This is a genomic window from Burkholderia arboris (assembly GCF_902499125.1).
Lineage (GTDB): Bacteria > Pseudomonadota > Gammaproteobacteria > Burkholderiales > Burkholderiaceae > Burkholderia > Burkholderia arboris.
Genome location: NZ_CABVPX010000053.1, coordinates 1 through 21,094, shown reverse-complemented (window position 1 = coordinate 21,094; position 21,094 = coordinate 1). Strand labels below are relative to the sequence as shown.

General features: G+C 68.9%; 19 protein-coding genes. 13 read left to right on the top strand and 6 right to left on the bottom strand.

All coding sequences use genetic code 11. From position 1 onward, the window contains the following. Positions 1-13: 13 nt before the first annotated feature. On the top strand, positions 14-994 hold the full coding sequence (locus BLA15945_RS36315; RefSeq protein ID WP_059236680.1) for a hypothetical protein: 981 nt from the start codon (positions 14-16) through the stop codon (positions 992-994). Positions 995-1,054: 60 nt separating this feature from the next. Here BLA15945_RS36315 and BLA15945_RS36310 read toward each other — a convergent pair whose 3' ends face one another. Both BLA15945_RS36310 and BLA15945_RS36305 read right to left on the bottom strand, forming a co-directional pair. Next, positions 1,055-1,507: a nuclear transport factor 2 family protein gene (locus tag BLA15945_RS36310; RefSeq protein ID WP_174994628.1), complete on the bottom strand. Its 453-nt coding sequence runs from the start codon at positions 1,505-1,507 to the stop codon at positions 1,055-1,057. Between the two features lie 13 nt (positions 1,508-1,520). After that, the gene (locus tag BLA15945_RS36305; protein WP_059236682.1) at positions 1,521-2,000 is read right to left on the bottom strand and encodes an SRPBCC domain-containing protein; all 480 of its coding nucleotides are present in this window, start codon (positions 1,998-2,000) and stop codon (positions 1,521-1,523) included. 326 nt (positions 2,001-2,326) lie between these two features. Here BLA15945_RS36305 and BLA15945_RS36300 point away from each other — a divergent pair, with 326 nt between their 5' ends. After that, the gene (locus BLA15945_RS36300) at positions 2,327-3,805 is read left to right on the top strand and encodes a cryptochrome/photolyase family protein (RefSeq protein ID WP_059233670.1); all 1,479 of its coding nucleotides are present in this window, start codon (positions 2,327-2,329) and stop codon (positions 3,803-3,805) included. Between the two features lie 22 nt (positions 3,806-3,827). On the opposite strand, the gene BLA15945_RS37910 is transcribed toward BLA15945_RS36300, so the two are convergent. The 3 genes from BLA15945_RS37910 to BLA15945_RS36290 form a co-directional block, all read right to left on the bottom strand. Next, positions 3,828-3,950, bottom strand: a complete 123-nt coding sequence (locus BLA15945_RS37910) for a hypothetical protein (protein WP_059233671.1) — start codon at positions 3,948-3,950, stop codon at positions 3,828-3,830. After that, complete coding sequence (locus tag BLA15945_RS36295) at positions 3,941-5,173, bottom strand: MFS transporter (protein ID WP_059233672.1); 1,233 nt, start codon at positions 5,171-5,173, stop codon at positions 3,941-3,943. Before BLA15945_RS36295 ends, BLA15945_RS37910 begins: the two co-directional genes overlap by 10 nt. Before the next feature lie 165 nt (positions 5,174-5,338). Further along, positions 5,339-6,280 carry a LysR substrate-binding domain-containing protein gene (locus BLA15945_RS36290; RefSeq protein ID WP_174994627.1) on the bottom strand — a complete coding sequence of 314 codons (942 nt, stop codon included), beginning with the start codon at positions 6,278-6,280 and terminating at the stop codon, positions 5,339-5,341. 472 nt (positions 6,281-6,752) lie between these two features. Between BLA15945_RS36290 and BLA15945_RS36285 the strand changes: the two genes are divergently transcribed. Then, positions 6,753-7,790, top strand: a complete 1,038-nt coding sequence (locus BLA15945_RS36285) for an alpha/beta hydrolase family protein (protein ID WP_174994626.1) — start codon at positions 6,753-6,755, stop codon at positions 7,788-7,790. A 126-nt stretch (positions 7,791-7,916) separates the two neighbouring features. Beyond that, positions 7,917-8,672 (top strand): 4'-phosphopantetheinyl transferase family protein, encoded by a 756-nt coding sequence (locus tag BLA15945_RS36280; protein ID WP_174994625.1) that lies wholly within the window; start codon positions 7,917-7,919, stop codon positions 8,670-8,672. Positions 8,673-8,693: 21 nt separating this feature from the next. On the opposite strand, the gene BLA15945_RS36275 is transcribed toward BLA15945_RS36280, so the two are convergent. Continuing rightward, positions 8,694-9,614 carry a glutamate/aspartate ABC transporter substrate-binding protein gene (locus BLA15945_RS36275; RefSeq protein WP_174994624.1) on the bottom strand — a complete coding sequence of 307 codons (921 nt, stop codon included), beginning with the start codon at positions 9,612-9,614 and terminating at the stop codon, positions 8,694-8,696. A gap of 213 nt (positions 9,615-9,827) precedes the next feature. On the opposite strand from BLA15945_RS36275, the gene hutH reads away from it, so the two are divergent. The 9 genes from hutH to BLA15945_RS36230 all read left to right on the top strand — a co-directional run bounded on the left by hutH (position 9,828) and on the right by BLA15945_RS36230 (position 20,957). Beyond that, the gene (gene hutH, locus BLA15945_RS36270; protein WP_059233677.1) at positions 9,828-11,351 is read left to right on the top strand and encodes a histidine ammonia-lyase; all 1,524 of its coding nucleotides are present in this window, start codon (positions 9,828-9,830) and stop codon (positions 11,349-11,351) included. 4 nt (positions 11,352-11,355) lie between these two features. Next, positions 11,356-12,051: a histidine utilization repressor gene (hutC, locus tag BLA15945_RS36265; protein WP_011352609.1), complete on the top strand. Its 696-nt coding sequence runs from the start codon at positions 11,356-11,358 to the stop codon at positions 12,049-12,051. A gap of 39 nt (positions 12,052-12,090) precedes the next feature. After that, positions 12,091-13,779, top strand: coding sequence for a urocanate hydratase (gene hutU / locus BLA15945_RS36260; protein ID WP_059233678.1), 1,689 nt, complete (start codon positions 12,091-12,093; stop codon positions 13,777-13,779). Positions 13,780-13,781: 2 nt separating this feature from the next. Further along, complete coding sequence (locus BLA15945_RS36255; protein ID WP_174994623.1) at positions 13,782-14,393, top strand: HutD/Ves family protein; 612 nt, start codon at positions 13,782-13,784, stop codon at positions 14,391-14,393. Between the two features lie 4 nt (positions 14,394-14,397). Beyond that, a complete protein-coding gene (gene hutI / locus BLA15945_RS36250; RefSeq protein ID WP_059233680.1) occupies positions 14,398-15,621 on the top strand; it encodes an imidazolonepropionase in 1,224 nt (407 codons plus the stop codon). A 205-nt stretch (positions 15,622-15,826) separates the two neighbouring features. Then, entirely contained in the window at positions 15,827-17,203 is a 1,377-nt protein-coding gene (locus BLA15945_RS36245) for a formimidoylglutamate deiminase (RefSeq protein WP_174994622.1), read from the top strand. A 59-nt stretch (positions 17,204-17,262) separates the two neighbouring features. Then, complete coding sequence (gene hutG, locus BLA15945_RS36240; protein ID WP_059233682.1) at positions 17,263-18,060, top strand: N-formylglutamate deformylase; 798 nt, start codon at positions 17,263-17,265, stop codon at positions 18,058-18,060. Between the two features lie 740 nt (positions 18,061-18,800). Further along, positions 18,801-19,607, top strand: a complete 807-nt coding sequence (locus BLA15945_RS36235) for a gamma-glutamyl-gamma-aminobutyrate hydrolase family protein (RefSeq protein WP_059233683.1) — start codon at positions 18,801-18,803, stop codon at positions 19,605-19,607. Between the two features lie 12 nt (positions 19,608-19,619). Further along, positions 19,620-20,957 carry a glutamine synthetase family protein gene (locus tag BLA15945_RS36230; RefSeq protein ID WP_174994621.1) on the top strand — a complete coding sequence of 446 codons (1,338 nt, stop codon included), beginning with the start codon at positions 19,620-19,622 and terminating at the stop codon, positions 20,955-20,957. The last annotated feature ends 137 nt before the right edge of the window (positions 20,958-21,094 follow it).

Below are 21,094 nucleotides of genomic sequence, written 5' to 3'. Positions count from 1 at the left end.
GGAGCAACGGATCATGCAGGACACCCGACACGCGCAGCATTTCTTCGCGTTCAACGGCGACGCGGACGGCCTGTGCGCGCTTCAGCAACTGCGGCTCGCGGAGGGCGTGCGCGGCACGCTCGTGACGGGCGTGAAGCGCGACATCAGGCTGCTCGAGCGGATCGACGCGCGCGCGGGCGACATCGTCACCGTGCTCGATGTGTCGCACGACCAGAACCGCGACGCGTGCGCGCGGCTGCTGCGCGACGGCACGACGGTCCGCTATTTCGACCATCACTTCGCGGGCGAGCTGCCCGACGATCCGCGCTTCGACGCGCATATCGACACGGCGGCCGACGTCTGCACGAGCGCGATCGTGAACCGTCATCTCGGCGGCCGGCACGTGCGCTGGGCGATCGTCGCGGCATTCGGCGACGAACTGCCGGCGCTCGGCGATGCGCTCGCGCGCGAGCACGGGATCGGCGAGGCCGAGCGTTGCACGCTCGCCGAACTCGGGCTCTACCTGAACTACAACGCGTACGGCGAATGCGTCGGCGATCTGCATTTCGATCCGGCGGCGCTTGCCGACGCGATGCTGCCATGCACCGATCCGCTCGATTTCGTGCGCGAGACGGCCGTGTTCGCCGCGCTGCGCGATGGATACCGCGATGACATGGCGCGCGCCTGCGCGCTCGCGCCGCTGCGCGAGGTGCCGGGCGCGACGCTGGTCCGGATGCCGGATCATCCGTGGGCGCGGCGCGCGACGGGCATGCTCGCGAACGAGCGGATGCGCAATGCGCCGCATGCGGCGCTCGCGGTGCTGTCGCCGCGCGCGGAGGGCGGGCTGGTCGTCAGCGTGCGCGTGCCCGACGGCCGGCCGATCGGTGCGGACGAGTTCTGCCGCGGGTTTGCGACCGGCGGCGGGCGCAAGCGGGCGGGCGGCATCAACCATCTGCCGGAAGCCGAGTTCGACGCATTCGCCGAGCGCTTCGAGGCCGCGTTCCGGCTCGACTGATGCCGCAACGGCCGCGCGTGCGCCGTGCCGCTTTCGCACGGCGCACGCGTCGCGGCCGGTTCAGCCGGTCGCGCCCGCGAGCACGGCCGGCACGTTGTGGCCGTAGCAACGCTCCTCGACGCGTTCGGCAATGCGCCAGCCCTGCGTGGTGCGCACGAACCGGTCGACGTACCACAGCCCGAGAAACATCACCTGCGTGCCGCCGTCCGGCAGCGCAACTTCCATCGGATTGAAGCAGATCGTGCGGCCGCGCGCGGTGTCGCCGTCGAGCCGGATCGACAGGTTGCCGACCAGATGCTGGTACCGCGGAAACTGCGGCAGCACGGTGCGCAGCCATGCCTTCACGTCCGGAAAGCGGCCGGCGATGCCGCCCATCGCGCGATAGTCGATCGCCGCGTCGGGCGTGAACACCGTGTCGAGCGCATCGAAGTCGCGCGCATCGATCGCGCTCGAATACGCGACGACCAGCTCGCGGATGTCGTGGTGGTCGGACAGCGTTTGCAGATCGGGCATCGGCCGCTCCCGGTCACGCGCTTTTGCGCGTGCGTGCCGCATGCAGCGCTTCGGCGCGCTGCTTCACGTCGCGCGCGCACTGGTCGAAGCCCTGTTTCACCCAGGCGCCGTGGTGCTGCATGATCGTGTCCGCGTTGACGCCGAGGAACTGGTCGGTCGTGAAATAGCGGCAGCGCGCCGCGCCGTTCGCGTCGATGTACTGGTCGCGGCGCGCGGCGTCCTTGTTGTCGTCGGTCGGGCGCTGCTCCCACGACAGCAGGCGTTCGGGCTCGTACGCGACGAGGATCTCGCTGACCGGAATCACCGTCTCGGTGCCCGGAATGCGCACCTGCATGTGCACGAAATCGCCGAGCTTGCCGGTCGTTTCGAAGCCGATGCAGAACGTGTTCCATTCGCCGTAGCGCGGGAAATCGGTCAGCACTTCCCACACGACGGAGGCTGGCGCGTCGATGTCGACGGTGATCGAGGTGACGAGATTCGAGGGTTTGGTCATGGCGGCGTATCGGATGAAGCCGTGCGCGCCCGGAGGGCCGGAGGCGTCGCGGCGGTCGAAAGGCGTCGCGCCGGCATCGGCCGGCGCACGTGACGGGTGCGGACCGGCGCCCGCGGGGCCGGTATCGGCCGGCCCGACTCGCGCAGCGCGGCGCACCCGACATCGAGCGTAGGCCGGTGCCCGCGGCGAAGAATCGTCGGAATGGACTAAGGCGTTTCACCGGGCGCGGCGGGCGGCGCAATTGGCGCGACCGTCGGCGGCGTCGACACCACGCCGCGCAGCCGCGACAATACGCATCTCTTCGCGCTTTCGCCATCGAGGTACCCGTGCCTGCCAAGTCGTCCGTTGCCCCTGCGATCGTCTGGTTCCGCGACGATCTGCGCGTGACCGACCAGCCCGCGCTGACGCGCGCGGTCGAATCGGGCCGGCCGCTCGTCTGCGTATTCGTCGACGACAGCGGCGACGGTGCCGGGCGTCCGCCCGGCGGCGCGGCGCGCTGGTGGCTGCACGGGTCGCTGGCCGGGCTCGATGCCGCGCTCGCGCGTCATGGCGGACGCCTGCTGCTGCTGCGCGGCGACGCGCAGCGCGAGATCGAGCGCGTGGTGCACGATACGGGCGCGCAAGCCGTGTACTGGAACCGCCGCTATGCACAGCCGCAGCGCGACGCCGACGCGGCGCTGAAGACGTCGCTCAAGGCGCGCGGTGTCGCGGTCGAGAGCAGCAACGGCAGCCTGCTGAACGAACCGTGGGAGGTGCTGACGGGCAGCGGCGGGTCGTATCAGGTGTTCACCGCGTACTGGCGTGCGGCGCGCCGCGACCGTACGGTTGCCGTGCCGCTGCCGGAACCCGAGCGGATTGCATTTCATCCGTGGCCGAAGACCGTGCGCGACCGGGCGCTGGCGCTCGACGCGCTCGCGTGGCTGCCGCGCGCGCCGGATTGGGCCGGCGGCCTGCGCGATGCGTGGCCCGCGCCCGACGAAGCCGGCGCACACGCGCAACTCGACGCCTTCCTGACCACGTCACTCGCCGGTTATGCGGATGCGCGCGATCGTCCCGACCGGCCCGCGACGAGCCGGCTGTCGCCGTTCCTGCGCTTCGGCAACGTGTCGCCGCGACAGGTGTGGCACGCGGTGCAGGGCGCCGCGCACGCAGGCGGCGCGGCGTACGCGGCGGACGCCGAAAAATTCCTGAGCGAGCTCGGCTGGCGCGAGTTCAGCTACACGCTGCTGTATCACTTCCCGGCGCTCGCGACCGACAACTTCCGCGCACAGTTCGACGCGATGCCGTGGCGCGACGATCCTGCTGCGCTGCACGCGTGGCAGTGCGGGCAGACCGGCTATCCGCTCGTCGATGCGGGCCTGCGCGAGCTGTGGACGACCGGCTGGATGCACAACCGCGTGCGGATGGTCGTCGCGTCGTTCCTGATCAAGCACCTGCTGATCGACTGGCGCGCGGGCGAAGCGTGGTTCTGGGACACGCTGGTCGATGCGGACCCCGCGAACAACGCGGCGAGCTGGCAGTGGGTGGCCGGCTGCGGCGCCGATGCCGCGCCGTATTTCCGCATCTTCAATCCGGTTGCGCAGGGGCAGAAGTTCGATCCGGACGGCGTGTATGTGCGGCGCTGGGTGCCCGAGCTTGCCGGCCTCGACAACGCATCGATCCATGCGCCGTGGGAAGCGTCGCCGCTGGAACTCGACGCGGCGGGCGTGCGGCTCGGCGTCGACTATCCGGAGCCGCTCGTCGAGCATGCGGCCGCGCGCGCCCGCGCGCTCGATGCGCTGGCCGCGTTGCCGAAGCGCCGCTGACTGCCTGCCCCGGCCTGCCGCATCAGTTGCAGAACGCGACGTGCTCGAGCAGCGCGTACGCGACGCCCGAATCGAAGTAGGCCGCGCCGCACCACGCGACGAACGCGAGCGTGCCGGCGGCCAGCATCGTACGGATCATGCCCATGCCGCGTTGCCGGATGCCGGACGCGCGACTCGCGCGTCGTCGATCGGCAGGTGCAGCAGCGCCGCGAGCACGCCGAGCGCGATCGAGCCGATCCACAGCGGCAGGTACGAATGCGTCGCGTCGTACACCACCGCACCGAGCCAGACGCCGAAGAAGCTGCCGAGCTGGTGTCCGAAGAACACGAAGCCGAACAGCGTCGCGATGTAGCGCACGCCGAACACCTGCGAGATCACGCCGTTCGTCAGCGGCACCGTGCCGAGCCACGTGAACCCCATCACGGCCGCGAACACGTAGACGCTCGCGGGCGACAGCGGCGCGACGACGAAGGCGGCCATCGCGAGCGCACGCACGAGGTACAGCACCGACAGCACGTACTTGCGCCGCAGCAGCCCGCCGAGATGGCCGCACGCATAGGTGCCGGCCACGTTGGTCAACGCGATCAGCGCGAGCGCGACGCTCGCGTGGCGCGCGGGCAGCCCGTGGTCGAGCAGGTAGGCAGGGAGGTGCGTCGCGATGAACGCGAGCTGGAAGCCGCACGCGAAGAAGCCCGCGTTCAGCAGCCAGAAGCCGCGATGCGCGAACGCCTCGCGCACGGCGTCGCCGATCGACTGGCCGGGGCCGGCGTCCGCGCCGGCCGCCTGGGCGGGCCGGTCGCGCAGCAGCACGGCGAGCGGCGCGAGCAGCGCCGCGACGAGTGCCAGCGCGATGAACGCATGCCGCCAGCCGATGCCGCCGATCAGTTCCTGCGCAACGGGCACCATGCAGAACTGGCCGAGCCCGCCGATCGCGCCCGCGACGCCGAGCGCCCAGCCGCGCCGGTCGGGCGGAAACAGGCGGCTCAACGCGCCGTAGATCGACGCGAACGCCGAGCCCGACAGCGCGATGCCGATCACGAGCCCGGCGCCGACCGTGAACAGGCCGGTGGTGCCCGCATGCGCCATCGTGACGAGCCCGGCCGCATACAGCAGCATCCCGGCGACGATCACGCGCACCGAGCCGAAGCGGTCGGCGATCATCCCCGTGAACGGCTGCGCGATGCCCCAGATCAGGTTCTGCAGCGCGAGCGCGAGCCCGAACGCCTCGCGCGACCAGCCGTGGTCGAGCGATACGGGCGCGAGAAACAGGCCCTGCACGTGGCGGATGCCGAGCGCGGCGCCCATGATCAGGCCGCCTGCCAGCACGGGCAGCCAGCGGCGCCGGACTTCCTGCTCGATCGGGGTCATGCGTGTCTCCGGATGAGGGCGCGCGGCGAAGCGGCCGCGCTCGATCCGATTAGACGATCGGGGCCGCCGTCGCTCAAGCGATCATTCGGTCAGGTTGACATGCGTGAGAGGAATGCGACGGAGTGACGGCGACGGCGCACGGTGACGCGCCTCGGGACAGCCGGCTCATGCCGATGCCGTGCCGTGCGCGCGCATGGCCGCATCGCATTCGGCCGCTTCCGCGAGCATCCAGTCGCGCACGTCGGCGACTTCGCGGCGCGGGGCCGGATCGTGCTGGAACAACCAGTAGCCGTATGTATCCGACAGCGCCTGCGTGTGCGGCCCGAGCACCGCGAGCCGGCCGTCCGCGAGCATCGGCGCGACGAGCGCGAGCCGGCCGAGCGCCACGCCCTGGCCCGCGATCGCGGCCTGGATCACCTGGTCGTACTGGTTGAAGCGCAGCACGCCTTTCGGGCGCGCGTCGCCGAGCCCGGCGGCGTGCAGGTGCGCATGCCACTGCAGTTGCGGTTGCGGCGGCCCGTCGAATTCGAGCAGCACGTGACCGGCGATCGCGGCGGCGTTCGTGACCGGCTGCGCGGCGAGCGCGGGATGCGCGACCGGCACGACGATCTCGTCGAACAGGCGCAGCGCTCCGGCCGGCGCGCGCTCGCGCGGGCAGTAGCGGATGCCGAGGTCGATGCCTTCGGCGCGCAAATCGAGTACCTTGTCGTTCGCGGCGACACGCAGGTCGATCCCGGGCAGGCGCGCCTGCAGGCGCCCAAGCCGCGGCAGCAGCCACAGCGCGGTGACGCCGATGCTCGCGGTGATCGTGACGGGCTGGCGCTCGCGCGCGGCGGCGAGCGACGCGACGGTGTCCTGCAGCCCGTACAGCGCCGCATCCGCGACGCGGAACAGACGTTCGCCTTCCGGCGTGAATGCGATCTTCCGGTAGCCGCGCTGCAGCAACGCGACGCCGAGATGCGCTTCGAGCGCATGGATCTGGCGGCTGACCGCCGACTGCGTGACGCACAGGTCCTGCGCGGCGAGCGTGATGCTCATGCGGCGGCCGACGGCGACGAAACCGCGGACGAGATCGAGCGAAGGGAGGCGGACAAGTGGCGTTGACATGCGCGTGACTCATGCGAACGGAGCAGCAAGATTGGTTGAGAACGCGGCACGCGTCAAGTTCAATGGAGGCTGGGCGGTGGGCGGTGGGCGGTGGGCGGTGGGCGCGGGCAGCGGTTCGCGAAGCACGGGGCCCGCTCAGGCGCCGATGCGCTTACGCTGGATGACCGCGAAGCATGAGGGCTTGGGCAAGGTCTGAAGCGCAAACTGGGCCGATCGCGAAGCATGAAATCCGAGTAAGCGCTGAGGCGCTAATTGGGGCCGACCGCGAAACATGGAGTTTGAGTCAGCGCTAATGCACTAACTCGGACCGACCGCGAAACATGGGGTTTGAGTAAGCGCTAATGCACTAACTCGGACCGACCGCGAAGCATGGCGTCCGGGTAAGCGCCAAAGCACTAACTCGGACCGACCGCGAAGCATGGGGTCCGAGTAAGTGCTAAAGCACTAACTCGGACCGACAGGAGACAGGACGATGATGTCGAACGAAGGAAGCGGGGCGGCGCAGGGTAGTCGCGCGGCAGGCGCATTGCCGCCCGAGCCCGTGACGCTGCGCGCCGCCGACGGTTACGAATTGCGCGGCCATGTCTGGCGTCATCGCGGCGGCGGCGCCGCGCGGCCCGTGACGGTCATCAATTGCGCGACGTCGGTGCGCTGCGACTACTACTTCCGTTTCGCGGCCTGGCTGTTCGCGCAGGGGCGCGACGTGCTCGTCTACGACTATCGCGGCATCGGCGGGTCGCGCCCGGCGCGGCTCGCGAAGCTGCGCGCGAACTGGCTCGACTGGGGGCGGCTCGATTGCGAAGCCGCGTTGCAGTACGCGCGCGACGCGTTTCCGGGCCAGCCGCTCGACGTCGTCGCGCATAGCATCGGTGGCTGCTTGCTCGGGCTCGCGGCATCGAACGTGCATGTGCGGCATGCAGTGACCGTCGGCGCGCAGTATGCGTACTGGCGCGACTATCTGCCGGCCGAACGGCGCCGCATGTGGTGGAAGTGGCACGTCGCGATGCCCGCGCTCGCGGCCGTATTCGGCTACGTACCCGCGAAGCGGCTCGGCTGGATGGAGGACACGCCGCGCGGCGTCGCGCTGTCCTGGGCGCGTGCGCAGCCGCGTTTCGAGGATGGCTACATCGGCGGCGTGCTCGATGCCGGTGCCGTGAGCCGCACGGCGTTGCCGGCGCGTTTTGCGGGGCTGACGGCGCCGATGCTCGCGATCGGCATTGACGACGACGCGTTCGGCACGGTCGACGCGATCGAGCGGCTGGTCGGCTACTACGCGGGTAGCCACGTCACGCATTTGCGGATCGCGCCGGCCGACATCGGCGTCGACGCGATCGGCCATTTCGCGTTTTTCCACAGCCGCTTCACCGACACGCTGTGGCCCGTCGCGCTGTACTGGCTGCAACACGGGGTGCTGCCGGCCGACGCGCCGGGCGCCGTGCATGCGCTTCACCCCGCATCGCGCGGACGGGTGGCGGTTGGCGGCCTGCCGGGTGTGGCCGCGAACGGGTGACCCGGCGGAAGCGAACGAACGCAACGCGCGGTACCCGTTCGCTTCCCGATGCCGCTTCGGCGGCCGCGTGCCGGCGCGATCGATTAACATCGGACGTTTCATTCCCCAGCACAGGCTGCCGCGCCGATGTCCATTCCGTCCGCTTCCGCTTTCCAGGTAGAAACGCCCCGTGCGTGGCGCGTGCTGGCACTCGACACACCGCGCGCCGCGTCCCGCGCGGGCGTGCGGATCGCGCGCGTCGATTTCGACTGGCGCGTCCCGCTCGTGTCGCCCGCGTATGCGGCGCTGAACGACGACGAGCGCGCACGGGCCGCGCGCTTCCTGCGGCACGAGGACGCGGTGCGCAGTGCCGCGACGCGCGCCGCGCTGCGCGACGTACTCGGTGCGGCGCTCGGTATCGCACCGCATGCGGTCGCGATCGTCGTCGACGCATCGGGGCGGCCGTCACTGGACCCCGCGCATCGCGCGTCGCTCGATTTCAACGTGTCGCACGCGGGCGAGCATGCATTGCTCGCGTGGGCGCCGGCGGGCCGCGTCGGTGTCGATATCGAGGGCGGCAACCGCGCGGTGGACTGGCGCGCGCTGACGCGCGAAGTCTGCGCGCCTGCCGAGGTCGCGTATCTCGACGGCCTGCCGCCCGGCGAGCGCGAGGGCGCATTCCTGCGCGTCTGGTCCGCGAAGGAGGCGCTGCTGAAGGCGCTCGGCACCGGCATCGTCGGCGGATTGCGTGCGTTCGCGGTCGTGCCGCCGCGCGACGCGGCGACACCCGCGACGACGATCGTCGAACCGGCCGCGCCTGCCGCCGGCGTCGCGGCGTTCGACGCGGCGTGGCTCGACGCGGCGCCCGGCTACGCGGCGTGCGTCGCGTGGACGCGCGCATGAGCTGATGTCGCCGCGCGGCGCTCACTCGAGCGGCGCATCGTTCGGCGCCGCGTAGCGCGCCTTGATCACGTCGCTCATCGGGAAGTCGAACGACAGCCCCTTCGGCGGCACCGGCTTCATGAACCATTTGTCGTAGAGCGCGTTGATCTCGCCGCGCTTCATCAACTGCACGAGCACGCCGTCGACGAGCGCCTTGAACTGCGGATCGTCCTTGCGCAGCATGAACCCGTAGGCTTCCGACGACTGCGGCGTGCCGACGATCTGCCAGTCGGCCGGTTTCGCGGCGAGCTGACGCACGCCCGCGAGCAGCACGTCGTCCATCATGTACGCGGCCGCGCGGCCCGATTCGAGCGTGAGGCGTCCTTCGCCGTAGTCCTTCGCGCTGATGATCTGCATGTTCATCTTCTTTTCCTCGTTCATCTTGCGCAGCAGGCGTTCCGACGTCGTGCCCTGGTTCGTCACGACCGTCTTGCCGGCGAGGTCGGGGAAGTCGTGGATGCCCGACGTCGTGCGCGTGAGCAGCCGCGTCGTCGCGACGAAGAACGTGGTCGAGAACGCGACCTGCGCGTGGCGCGCGGCGAGGTTGGTGGTCACGCCGCATTCGAGGTCGACGGTGCCGTTCTGAACGAGCGGGATGCGGTTCTGCGACGTGACCGGGATGAAGCGCACCTGCAGGTCGGGCTTGCCGGTGCGCGCCTTCACGGCCGCGATCACGCGGTCGCACAGGTCCTGCGAGAAGCCGATCACCTTGCCGCCCGCATCGACGTAGGAGAGCGGCACCGACGTTTCGCGGTGGCCGATCGAGATCAGGTTGCTCTGCCGGATATTGTCGAGCGTGCCGGACAGCGGCTCGGCGGCGAGCGCGGCGCCGCACGCGAGCGTGCATGCGGCGACGAGCAGGGGGCGGCCGAACCGGCCGGCGAATCGTGACGGGAAAGGCATGGCGGTCTCCGGGGTGAATGCTGATCCGTATGTTGCCAAAGACAAAATAATTGCAACATATGTTAAGCGCCGGATCCCGTCGACCGATCCGGCGGGCCGCGCCGGACATCAGGGAAACTCCCAAGTCGAAATCGGTGAAAAACGGGTTGTCTAGACAAGTTGACGTGGCTACACTTCAATCCATTCCGAACTTGTCTAGACAGGATTGCTCACATGATTACGTTGACCCCCGGCCACCTGACCCTCCCGCAACTGCGCCAGATCGCACGCGAATCCGTACAACTGACGCTCGACCCGGCCAGCTTCGCGAAGATCGACGCCGGCGCGAAGGCTGTCGCCGACATCGCCGCGAAGGGCGAGCCGGCCTACGGCATCAACACGGGCTTCGGCCGCCTGGCCAGCACGCATATCCCGCACGACCAGCTCGAGCTGCTGCAGAAGAACCTGGTGCTGTCGCACGCGGTCGGCGTCGGCGAGCCGATGGCGCGTTCGTCGGTGCGCCTCTTGATGGCGCTGAAGCTGTCGAGCCTCGGCCGCGGCCACTCGGGCATCCGCCGCGAAGTGATGGACGCGCTGATCAAGCTGTTCAACGCGGACGTGCTGCCGCTGATCCCGGTGAAGGGTTCGGTCGGCGCATCGGGCGACCTCGCGCCGCTCGCGCACATGTCGGCCGTGCTGCTCGGCGTCGGCGAAGTGTTCATCCGCGGCGAGCGTGCAAGCGCGCTCGACGGTCTGCGCGTCGCGGGCCTCGCGCCGCTGACGCTGCAGGCGAAGGAAGGCCTCGCGCTGCTGAACGGCACGCAGGCGTCGACCGCACTGGCGCTCGACAACATGTTCTCGATCGAAGACCTGTACCGCACGGCGCTCGTCGCCGGCGCGCTGTCGGTCGACGCGGCCGCCGGTTCGGTGAAGCCGTTCGACGCACGCATCCATGAACTGCGCGGCCACCAGGGCCAGATCGACGCAGCGGCGTCGTATCGCGACCTGCTCGAAGGCTCGCCGATCAACCAGTCGCACCGCGACTGCGACAAGGTGCAGGATCCGTACAGCCTGCGCTGCCAGCCGCAGGTGATGGGCGCGTGCCTGGACCAGATGCGCCATGCGGCCGACGTGCTGCTGGTCGAAGCGAACGCCGTGTCGGACAACCCGCTGATCTTCCCGGACACCGGCGAAGTGCTGTCGGGCGGCAACTTCCACGCCGAGCCCGTCGCGTTCGCGGCCGACAACCTCGCGCTCGCCGCAGCGGAAATCGGCGCGCTGGCCGAACGCCGCATCGCACTGCTGATCGACGCGACGCTGTCGGGCCTGCCCCCGTTCCTCGTGCGGGACGGCGGCGTGAACTCGGGCTTCATGATCGCCCACGTGACGGCGGCCGCGCTCGCATCGGAAAACAAGACGCTCGCGCACCCGGCGTCGGTCGACTCGCTGCCGACTTCCGCGAACCAGGAAGACCACGTGTCGATGGCGACGTTCGCCGCGCGCAAGCTCGCCGACATCGCGGACAACACGAAGCACATCCTCGCGATCGAACTGCTGGCTGCCGCACAAGGCGTCGACCTGCGCGCGCCGTATCACACGAGCCCGAAGCTGGCGCCCGCGATGGAAACGATCCGCGGCAAGGTTGCGCATTACGAGCTCGATCACTACTTCGCACCGGACATCGCAGCGATCGCGAAGCTCGTCGGCGAGCGCGCGTTCGCGAAGATCAGCCCGTTCTCGTTCGCATCGGAACAGTAAGCTGATGAGCGCGCCGGTCTACCAGGAAATCAAGGATTTCATCCTGGGCCGCATCCACGCCGGTGAGTGGGAGGAGGGCGACCAGGTGCCGTCCGAGAACGAGCTGGCGCGCGAATTCAAGGTGGCACGCATGACCGTCAACCGCGCGCTGCGCGAGTTGACGGCCGAGCAGGTGCTCACGCGCATGAAGGGCGCGGGCACCTACGTCGCACGGCCGAAGTACGAGTCGACGCTGGTGGCGATCCGCAGCATCTCGGAGGAAGTCGGCGCACGCGGGCACGCGTATCACGCCAGCGTGCTCGGTCTCGACACGATCCGCGCCGACGAGGCGCTCGCCGACGAGATGCAGGTGGCCGTGCGCACGAAGCTGTTTCATTCGCAGGTGCTGCACTTCGAGAACGACGAGCCCGTGCAGCTCGAAGAACGGTGGGTGAATCCGGCGGTCGCGCCGGATTACGCCGAGCAGGATTTCACGAACACGACGCCGAACCTGTACCTGATGCGCGCGGCGCCGCTGCAGCGCGTCGAGTACCGGATCGAAGCGGCGGCCCCGGCGCCGGAACGGCGCGAGCAGCTGCGGATGGACGACGTCGAGCCGTGTCTGGTTTTACATCGGCGCACCTGGTCGCAGGGCGTCGTCGCCTCGGTGGCGAATCTGTGGCATCCCGGCAGCCGTTATCGCTTCACCGGGCATTTCTGATTCCTATTTGATAGTCATTTTCCTTCGGGAGCAGTCGTCATGAACCATCCGAAACACATCGATCCCCGTCTCGATCCGACGCGCACGATCCGCGCGCCGCGCGGCAGCGAGAAGACCTGCAAGACCTGGCTGGCCGAAGCGGCCTACCGGATGATCCAGAACAACCTCGACCCGGAAGTCGCCGAGCACCCGCATGCGCTCGTCGTCTACGGCGGCATCGGCCGTGCAGCGCGCAACTGGGAATGCTACGACCAGATCCTCGCGTCGCTGAAGGATCTCGAAGAGAACGAAACGCTGCTGATTCAATCGGGCAAGCCGGTCGGTGTGTTCCGCACGCACAAGGATGCGCCGCGCGTGCTGCTCGCGAACTCGAATCTCGTGCCGCACTGGGCGAACTGGGACCACTTCCACGAGCTCGACCGCAAGGGCCTGATGATGTACGGCCAGATGACGGCCGGCAGCTGGATCTACATCGGCAGCCAGGGCATCGTTCAGGGCACCTATGAAACGTTCTTCTCGGTCGCGAACCAGCACTTCAACGGCGACCCGTCGGGCCGCTGGATCCTGACGGGCGGCCTCGGCGGCATGGGCGGCGCGCAGCCGCTGGCCGCGACGATGGCCGGCTTCTCGATGATCGCGGTCGAATGCGACGAGACGCGCATCGACTTCCGCCTGAAGACGCGCTACGTCGACAAGAAGGCGACGACGCTCGACGAAGCGCTCGGCATGATCGAGGAAGCGAAGCGCACGGGCAAGCCCGTGTCGATCGGCCTGCTCGGCAACGCGGCCGACGTGTTCCCGGAACTCGTCAAGCGCGGCATCACGCCGGATTGCGTGACCGACCAGACGAGCGCGCACGACCCGATCAACGGCTACCTGCCGCAAGGCTGGACCGTCGCGCAATGGCGCGAAGCGCAGAAGGTCGATCCGCAGAGCATCGTGAAGGTCGCGAAGCAGTCGATGGCCGTCCAGGTGCAGGCTATGCTGGATCTGCAGGAACGCGGCGCGGCGACGCTCGACTACGGCAACAACATCCGCCAGATGGCGCTGGAAATGGGCGTCGAGAACGCGTTCGACTTCCCGGGCTTCGTGCCGGCGTACATCCGTCCGCTGTTCTGCGAAGGCAAGGGCCCGTTCCGCTGGGTTGCGCTGTCGGGCGATCCGGAAGACATCTACAAGACCGACCAGAAGGTGAAGGAGCTGATCCCCGACGATCCGCACCTGCACAACTGGCTCGACATGGCGCGTGAGCGCATCGCGTTCCAGGGCCTGCCGGCACGGATCTGCTGGGTCGGCGTGAAGGATCGCTATCGCCTCGGCCAGGCGTTCAACGAGATGGTCAAGAACGGTGAACTGAAGGCGCCGATCGTGATCGGCCGCGACCACCTCGACACGGGTTCGGTCGCCAGCCCGAACCGCGAGACGGAATCGATGAAGGACGGTTCGGACGCGGTCAGCGACTGGCCGCTGCTGAACGCACTGCTGAACACGGCAGGCGGCGCATCGTGGGTGTCGCTGCACCACGGCGGCGGTGTCGGCATGGGCTTCTCGCAGCACTCGGGCGTCGTGATCGTCGCCGACGGTACGGCTGAAGCGCACGAGCGTCTCGGTCGCGTGCTGTTGAACGATCCGGCGACGGGCGTGATGCGCCATGCGGATGCCGGCTACGAACTCGCGCAGCAGACGGCTCGCGAAGCCGGCCTGAAGCTGCCGATGCTCGGCCGTTGAGCATGACGGCGCTCGACCAGGCGCCGGTGAACGTGACGCTGATCCGCGCGGCGGATCTCGTCGCGTCGCCGTGGAAGAACGGCGGCGGCGTGACGCGCGAGATCGGCGCGTTCCCGCCGGGCGCCGCGCTCGACGCGTTCGCGTGGCGCGTGAGCGTCGCGGATGTCGGCATGGCCGGGCCGTTCTCGCGTTTCGACGGGATCGACCGCACGCTCGTGCTGCTGTCCGGCGCCGGCATGACGCTGGCCGAAGCGGGCGGAGTGCAACACGTGCTCGATGCACCGCTGGCCCGTGCGGATTTCGCGGGCGAGACGGCGATCGACGCGACGCTGCACGACGGCGCGACGCGCGACTTCAACCTGATGACGCGCCGCTCGGCCGCACGGGGCGCGCTCGACGTGTGGCGCGCAGGCGCGCACCGCATCGCGCACGCCGATACCGTTCTGCTGTTTTGCGCGGCCGGTGCGGTTGACGTTGAACTCGACGGCACGCACCACGCGCTGGAAGGACTGGACACGTTGCGGCTCGACGGGCCGCGGCGTGCGTTTGACGTCGTCGTGAGCGGTAGCGGCGCGCTGCTCGCCGTATCGCTCGCCATCGGCGAACGAGACTGAACGCATGAAACCGACTGTCTGGCATCACCTGAGGCTGTGTCCGCACGGCCATCCCGACGAGACGATCGACGATGCGGCGATCGCCGCCGACGAAACCGGCACGATCGTCTGGCTCGGCGCGTTGTCCGCGCTGCCGCACGGCTATGCGCACTGGCAGCGCGAAGACCTGCACGGCGCGTGGGTGACGCCGGGTCTCGTCGATTGCCACACACACCTCGTGTACGGCGGCACGCGTGCCGACGAATTCGCGCAGCGCCTCGCGGGCGTCAGCTACGAGGAAATCGCGCGGCAGGGTGGCGGGATCGTGTCGACGGTGCGCGCGACACGCGCAGCCGACGAGACGACGCTGTTCGTGCAGGCCGCCGCGCGCCTGCAACCGCTGCTCGCCGAAGGCGTGACCGCGATCGAGATCAAGTCGGGCTACGGGCTCGACCTCGCGAGCGAACGCAAGATGCTGCGTGTCGCGCGCCAGCTCGGCGAACGCTTCCCGGTCACCGTCCATACCACCTTCCTCGGTGCGCATGCGCTGCCGCCCGAATATGCGGGCCGTGCGGACGCGTACATCGACGAAGTGTGCGACCGGATGCTGCCGGCGCTGGCCGACGAGGGGCTCGTCGACGCGGTCGACGTGTTCTGCGAACGGATCGGCTTCTCGCTCGCGCAGACCGAACGCGTGTTCGAGGCTGCGACGCGGCGCGGGCTGCCCGTGAAGCTGCATGCGGAGCAACTGTCGAACGCGGGCGGCACGGCGCTCGCCGCGCGTTACCGCGCGCTGTCCGCCGACCACCTCGAATTTCTCGACGAAGCGGGCATCGAGGCGATGAAGGCGGCCGGCACGGTCGCCGTGCTGCTGCCCGGCGCGTACTACTTCATCCGCGAAACGCAACTGCCGCCGATCGAGCTGCTGCGCAAGCACGGCGTGCCGATCGCGCTTGCGACCGATCACAATCCCGGCACGTCGCCGCTCGAATCGCTGCTGCTGACGATGAACATGGGCTGCACGCTGTTCCGCATGACGGTGCCCGAGGTGCTGCAGGGCGTCACGCGCCATGCGGCTGCGGCACTCGGCCGTGCGGATCGCCACGGCGCGCTCGAGGTCGGTCGCCAGGCCGACTTCGCCGCGTGGTCGGTCGGCTCGCTGTCCGAGCTTGCGTACTGGATCGGCCGGCCGCTGTGCGAGCAGGTCGTTCGCGGCGGCACGACGGTATTCCGCCGGATGAACGGATAGTGTTGCAATGGATCGGACCGGGCCGGGTAATGACGTGCCCGGCCCGATCGACGCTTTGCATGGGACCGGGCCGTGCGCGCCAGCGCGCACGCCGGTCGATCGCCGCGAAGCAGGGGCAGGCGCGCTGATGCGCTCGCACTTGCCGACCGCGGTACGCGGCCGGACGAGACGCCGAAGCGCTTGATCCGGTCAATAAGGACTCGCAATGACTGACACCATGTTGTTCGCGGACCATGCCTACCTGCCCGATGGCTGGCGCCGCAACGTGCTGCTGCGCTGGGATGCGGCCGGCACGCTGACCGGCGTGACGCCCGATACCGACGCGCCGGCAGGCATCGCGCGTGCGGCCGGGCCGGTACTGCCCGGCATGCCGAACCTGCATTCGCACGCGTTCCAGCGCGCGATGGCGGGACTCACCGAATACCGGGCGAATCCTGCCGACAGCTTCTGGAGCTGGCGCGACCTGATGTACCGTTTCGCGCTGAAGATCACGCCCGACGCGCTCGCGGCGATTGCGCGCTGGCTGTATGTCGAGATGCTCAAGTGCGGCTACACGTCGGTGTGCGAATTCCACTACGTGCATCACGCGCAGGATGGTTCGCGCTATCCGCAGATCGCCGAACTCGGCACGCGCGTGGTCGATGCCGCCCGTTCGGCGGGCATCGGCATCACGATGCTGCCGGTGTCGTACCAGTTCGCCGGCTTCGGCAACAAGCCGCCGCGCGAAGACCAGCGCCGCTTCATCAACACGCCCGACGGCCTGCTCGAACTGCTCGACACGATGCGTCGCGCGGCGCCCGAGCATGGCGGGCTGCGCTACGGCGTCGCGCCGCACTCGCTGCGCGCGGTGTCCGAGAACGGGCTGCGTGCGCTGCTCGACGGGTTGCCCGGCGATGCGCCCGTGCATATCCACATCGCCGAGCAGACGGCCGAAGTCGACGATTGCGTTCGCGCCTACGGCGCGCGCCCCGTACAATGGCTGCTCGATCGTTTCGATGTCGGGTCGCGCTGGTGCCTCGTGCATGCGACGCACGTCGACGCGGCCGAGACGGCCGCACTCGCGAAGCGTCGCGCGGTCGCAGGCCTGTGCCTGACGACCGAAGCGAATCTCGGCGACGGCGTATTCCCTGCCGTCGACTATCTCGCGCAGGGCGGCGTGATTGGCGTCGGTTCGGACAGCCACGCGTCGGTCGACTGGCGCTCGGAGTTGCGCCTGCTCGAATACGGGCAGCGGCTCGTGCACCGCGCGCGCAACGTGCTGGCGAGCGAGTCGCAGGCCCACGTCGCCGATCGCCTGTTCGACGCGTCGCTCGCGGGCGGCGCGCAGGCGAGCGGGCGGCGCGTCGGTGCACTGCGCGAAGGCTGCCGCGCCGACTGGCTCGTGCTCGATCCCGACCATCCGGCGATCGCCGAACACGGCAGCACGGCATGGCTGTCGGGCATCGTGTTCGCCGAGCATGGCGAGACGCCCGTGCTCGACGTCTACACGGGCGGCGAACGCGTCGTGAGCGGCCGCCGCCATCGCGACGAAGCCGTCGCGTATGCCGACTATCGCGCCGCGCTGGCGCAACTGCTGCGCTGACGCGCGGCAACCGGCGCACGCCGCACGCGTGCGCCGGCGGACTCTTACGGTGAGGCGACATGACTGAACAACCGGCTGTATTCACGCTGAAGCAGGGCACGCTGCCGCTGCTGATCTCGATCCCGCACGCAGGCACGCACATCCCCGACGACATCGCCGCGACGATGACGCCCGATGCGCGCTTCGTCGACGATTGCGACTGGCATCTCGAGCGGCTGTACGGTTTTGCGGCCGACCTCGGCGCGTCGATTCTCGTACCGTCGCATGCGCGCTATGTCGTCGACCTGAACCGCCCGCCCGACAACGAGAACCTGTATCCGGGGCAGGACACGACGGGGCTCGTGCCGGTCGATACGTTCGACAAGGCGCCGCTTTATCCGGCGAATGCGCTGCCCGGCAACGACGAGATCATGCGCCGCCGCGACCGCTACTGGCTGCCGTATCACGGCGCGCTGCAGGGCGAGGTCGCGCGCCTGAAGCGCGAACACGGCCGCGTGCTCGTGTGGGAAGCGCATTCGATCCGCTCGCACGTGCCGCGTTTCTTCGAAGGCCGCCTGCCGGACTTCAATTTCGGCACGTCGAGCGGTGCGAGCGCGACGCCCGGTCTCGCGGAGGCGCTGGCTGCACGGGTGCTCGCGCACGGCAGCTATACGGCCGTCGCGAACGGGCGCTTCAAGGGCGGCTACATCACGCGCCACTACGGCGTGCCCGATACCGGTGTCGAGGCCGTGCAGCTCGAACTGTCGCAGATCACCTACATGGAAGAGACGCGCCCGTACGCGTACGACGAAGCACGTGCAGCGCGGATTGTGCCGCTGCTGCAGACGCTCGTCGAAACCGCGCTCGCGCATCGCTGAACGCGGGCCGCACGCGTGCGGCAGCGCGGCGGAGCAGGGGCGTCGCGATCCGTCGGTGCGCACCGTGCGAGCCGACGCAATGCACAAAACGGCATCGATCTCACGGATCGATGCCGTTTTTTTCGTCTTTTTTTCGTCTGATCGATATCGTCATCCGCACCTGAAAATTTGACGCAATTTTTAGGTGATATAAGCTGAATGTCAGGAAGTCGTCACGCGCGCACCGGCGGCGAGGCCATCGACGATGGCTGTACTGCGCCGGCATCCGCTGCGAGACATCTTGCTGACGTGTCGCCGCGCGGCATTGCGACACGTGTCCTGCCTCCATCAGCCAGTCGAGTACGATCGTGAAAGCCGCCAGCCCTTCGATACGCCGGACGCGAAGTCCGTCGGCGGGCGCGCCGCGTCAGGCCGGGCCGAACCGGCGCCCTGATCGCGGCACGCGTGCCGCCCCGTTACGCGAACCTCGTTTCTTCGCCATTTCCCATCGCGGCCTGCGCCGCTTCAACCTCGTGTCCGCGCACGTGTTCAGCGCGGTGCAGTGCGACGGCAGCGCATCGTTGTTGCCCTAGCGTCCTTTTCCGCATCCGTCCCGGGCCGCACCGCCTGTTGCCGCATCGTCCACGCGGCAGGATTGCGCATGCGCATCCGTTGCGCGATGGCGCGCGCAGGCGGCGCCTCCCCGGACCTTCATCGTTTCGCGCGCGAGCGTGTCGTGTGCGATTACCGGAGAGACGCCCATGCGCGCACGACCGATCGTAGCCGTCACCGCCGACCGTATCCTGCGCGGTGCGCATCCGAACCACACGGCAGGCGAGAAGTACCTTGCCGCACTCGTCGACGGCGCCGGCGTGCTGGCGTTCGTGCTGCCCGCGCTCGGCGCGCGGCAGCCGGCCGATGCGATCGTCGCGGCCGTCGACGGACTGCTGTTTACAGGCAGCTATTCGAACGTCGAACCGCATCATTACGGCGGTGACGCGAGTGCGCCCGATACGCTGCACGATCCGGCGCGCGATGCGACCGCGCTGCCGCTGATCCGCGCGGCGATCGACGCGGGCGTGCCCGTGCTCGCGATCTGCCGCGGCATGCAGGAGCTGAACGTCGCGTATGGCGGCACGCTGCATCAGCGGCTGCACGCGACGAACGGCTTCGACGATCATCGCGAACGGCCCGCCGATCCGCTCGAACGGCAATACGGTCCCGCGCATGTCGTGCGACTCGCGCCGGGCGGCCTGCTGCAGCGGGTCGCGCGCGGCGCGCACGAGGCGACGGTCAATTCGCTGCACGACCAGGGCATTGCGCGTCTGGGCGCGGGGCTTGCCGTCGAAGCGAGTGCGCCCGACGGGCTGGTCGAGGCCGTCAGCGTGCGCGGTGCGCGTGCGTTCGCGCTCGGCGTGCAGTGGCATCCCGAATGGCGCTACGCGGAACAGCCGCTGTCGCGCGACATTTTTGCGGCATTCGGCGCGGCGTGCCGCGCGCGCATGACGCACCGCCTTCATGCGGCCGGCGGCGCGATGCCGTCGCCGGCCGCATCCGACGTCGACTGAACGAGGCCGATCATGCAACCCGAACTGAGCGAATTCCTGCGACAGCACCGCATCACCGAAGTCGAGGCGATCATTCCCGACATGGCCGGCATCGCGCGCGGCAAGATCATTCCGCGCAACAAATTCGAATCCGGCGAATCGATGCGCCTGCCGCAGGCCGTGATGGTGCAGACCGTGACCGGCGACTATCCCGAGGACGGCACGCTGACCGGCGTGACCGATCCCGACATGGTGTGCGTGCCCGATCCGGCGACGATCTGCCTGATTCCGTGGGCCGTCGATCCGACCGCGCAGGTGATCCACGACTGCGTGCACTTCGACGGCTCGCCGGTCGAAATCTCGCCGCGCTACGTGCTGCGCCGCGTGCTCGACCTGTACAAGGAAAAGGGCTGGAAGCCCGTCGTCGCGCCGGAACTGGAGTTCTACCTCGTCGACATGAACGCCGATCCCGACCTGCCGCTGCGTCCGCCCGTCGGCCGCACGGGGCGCGCGGAAACCGGCCGCCAGTCGTATTCGATCGAGGCCGTCAACGAGTTCGATCCGCTGTTCGAGGATATCTACGAGTATTGCGAAATGCAGGGCCTCGATATCGAGACGCTGATCCACGAAGTCGGCGCTGCGCAGATGGAAATCAACTTCGTGCATGGCGACGCGCTGCCGCTGGCCGATCAGGTATTCCTGTTCAAGCGCACGGTGCGCGAGGCCGCGCTGCGTCACAACATGTATGCGACCTTCATGGCCAAGCCGATGGAAAACGAGCCGGGATCCGCGATGCACATTCACCAGAGCCTGGCGGACATGCACACCGGGCGGAACCTGTTCGCCGACGATGACGGCTCGGTGTCGCCGCTGTTCCACAGCTATCTCGCGGGGCTGCAGAAGTACACGCCGGCGTTGATGCCGATCTTCGCGCCGTACATCAATTCGTATCGCCGGCTGTCGCGCTTCATGGCCGCGCCGATCAACGTGCAGTGGGGCTACGACAACCGCACGGTCGGCTTCCGCATCCCGCAGTCGAGCTCCGTCGCGCGCCGCATCGAGAACCGGATTCCGGGTGTCGACTGCAACCCGTACCTCGTGTTCGCGGCAACGCTCGCCGCCGGCTATCTCGGGATGACGCAGCAGCTCGCGCCGACCGAGCCGATCGCATCGGACGGCTACGACCTGCCTTACCAACTGCCGCGCAACCTCGAAGAGGGCATTTCGCTGATGGCCGCGTGCGAACCGCTCGCCGGCATTCTCGGCGACAAGTTCGTGAAGGCCTACCTGGCATTGAAGGAAACCGAATATGAAGCGTTCTTCCGCGTGATCAGTTCGTGGGAACGCAGGCATCTGCTGCTGCACGTGTGAACGTGCGGCGCTGTTTTACGGAGGAAACATGACCGATCGAAACGAAGCTTTTCCGCCGCACTCGACCGCCGAATACCGCGCGCTCGACGCCGCGCACCACATCCACCCGTTCTCGGACATGGGCGCGCTGAACCGCG

What these genes read in the sequence shown, in the direction of transcription:
- BLA15945_RS37910 (WP_059233671.1), bottom strand. Translation starts at nt 3,950, where the DNA reads ATGGGCATGATCCGTACGATGCTGGCCGCCGGCACGCTCGCGTTCGTC.
- BLA15945_RS36295 (WP_059233672.1), bottom strand. Translation starts at nt 5,173, where the DNA reads ATGACCCCGATCGAGCAGGAAGTCCGGCGCCGCTGGCTGCCCGTGCTG.
- hutU (WP_059233678.1), top strand. Translation starts at nt 12,091, where the DNA reads ATGAACCATCCGAAACACATCGATCCCCGTCTCGATCCGACGCGCACG.
- BLA15945_RS36280 (WP_174994625.1), top strand. Translation starts at nt 7,917, where the DNA reads ATGTCCATTCCGTCCGCTTCCGCTTTCCAGGTAGAAACGCCCCGTGCG.
- hutC (WP_011352609.1), top strand. Translation starts at nt 11,356, where the DNA reads ATGAGCGCGCCGGTCTACCAGGAAATCAAGGATTTCATCCTGGGCCGC.
- BLA15945_RS36285 (WP_174994626.1), top strand. Translation starts at nt 6,753, where the DNA reads ATGATGTCGAACGAAGGAAGCGGGGCGGCGCAGGGTAGTCGCGCGGCA.
- BLA15945_RS36290 (WP_174994627.1), bottom strand. Translation starts at nt 6,280, where the DNA reads ATGTCAACGCCACTTGTCCGCCTCCCTTCGCTCGATCTCGTCCGCGGT.
- hutI (WP_059233680.1), top strand. Translation starts at nt 14,398, where the DNA reads ATGAAACCGACTGTCTGGCATCACCTGAGGCTGTGTCCGCACGGCCAT.
- BLA15945_RS36245 (WP_174994622.1), top strand. Translation starts at nt 15,827, where the DNA reads ATGACTGACACCATGTTGTTCGCGGACCATGCCTACCTGCCCGATGGC.
- BLA15945_RS36255 (WP_174994623.1), top strand. Translation starts at nt 13,782, where the DNA reads ATGACGGCGCTCGACCAGGCGCCGGTGAACGTGACGCTGATCCGCGCG.
- hutH (WP_059233677.1), top strand. Translation starts at nt 9,828, where the DNA reads ATGATTACGTTGACCCCCGGCCACCTGACCCTCCCGCAACTGCGCCAG.
- BLA15945_RS36235 (WP_059233683.1), top strand. Translation starts at nt 18,801, where the DNA reads ATGCGCGCACGACCGATCGTAGCCGTCACCGCCGACCGTATCCTGCGC.
- hutG (WP_059233682.1), top strand. Translation starts at nt 17,263, where the DNA reads ATGACTGAACAACCGGCTGTATTCACGCTGAAGCAGGGCACGCTGCCG.
- BLA15945_RS36305 (WP_059236682.1), bottom strand. Translation starts at nt 2,000, where the DNA reads ATGACCAAACCCTCGAATCTCGTCACCTCGATCACCGTCGACATCGAC.
- BLA15945_RS36315 (WP_059236680.1), top strand. Translation starts at nt 14, where the DNA reads ATGCAGGACACCCGACACGCGCAGCATTTCTTCGCGTTCAACGGCGAC.
- BLA15945_RS36310 (WP_174994628.1), bottom strand. Translation starts at nt 1,507, where the DNA reads ATGCCCGATCTGCAAACGCTGTCCGACCACCACGACATCCGCGAGCTG.
- BLA15945_RS36275 (WP_174994624.1), bottom strand. Translation starts at nt 9,614, where the DNA reads ATGCCTTTCCCGTCACGATTCGCCGGCCGGTTCGGCCGCCCCCTGCTC.
- BLA15945_RS36230 (WP_174994621.1), top strand. Translation starts at nt 19,620, where the DNA reads ATGCAACCCGAACTGAGCGAATTCCTGCGACAGCACCGCATCACCGAA.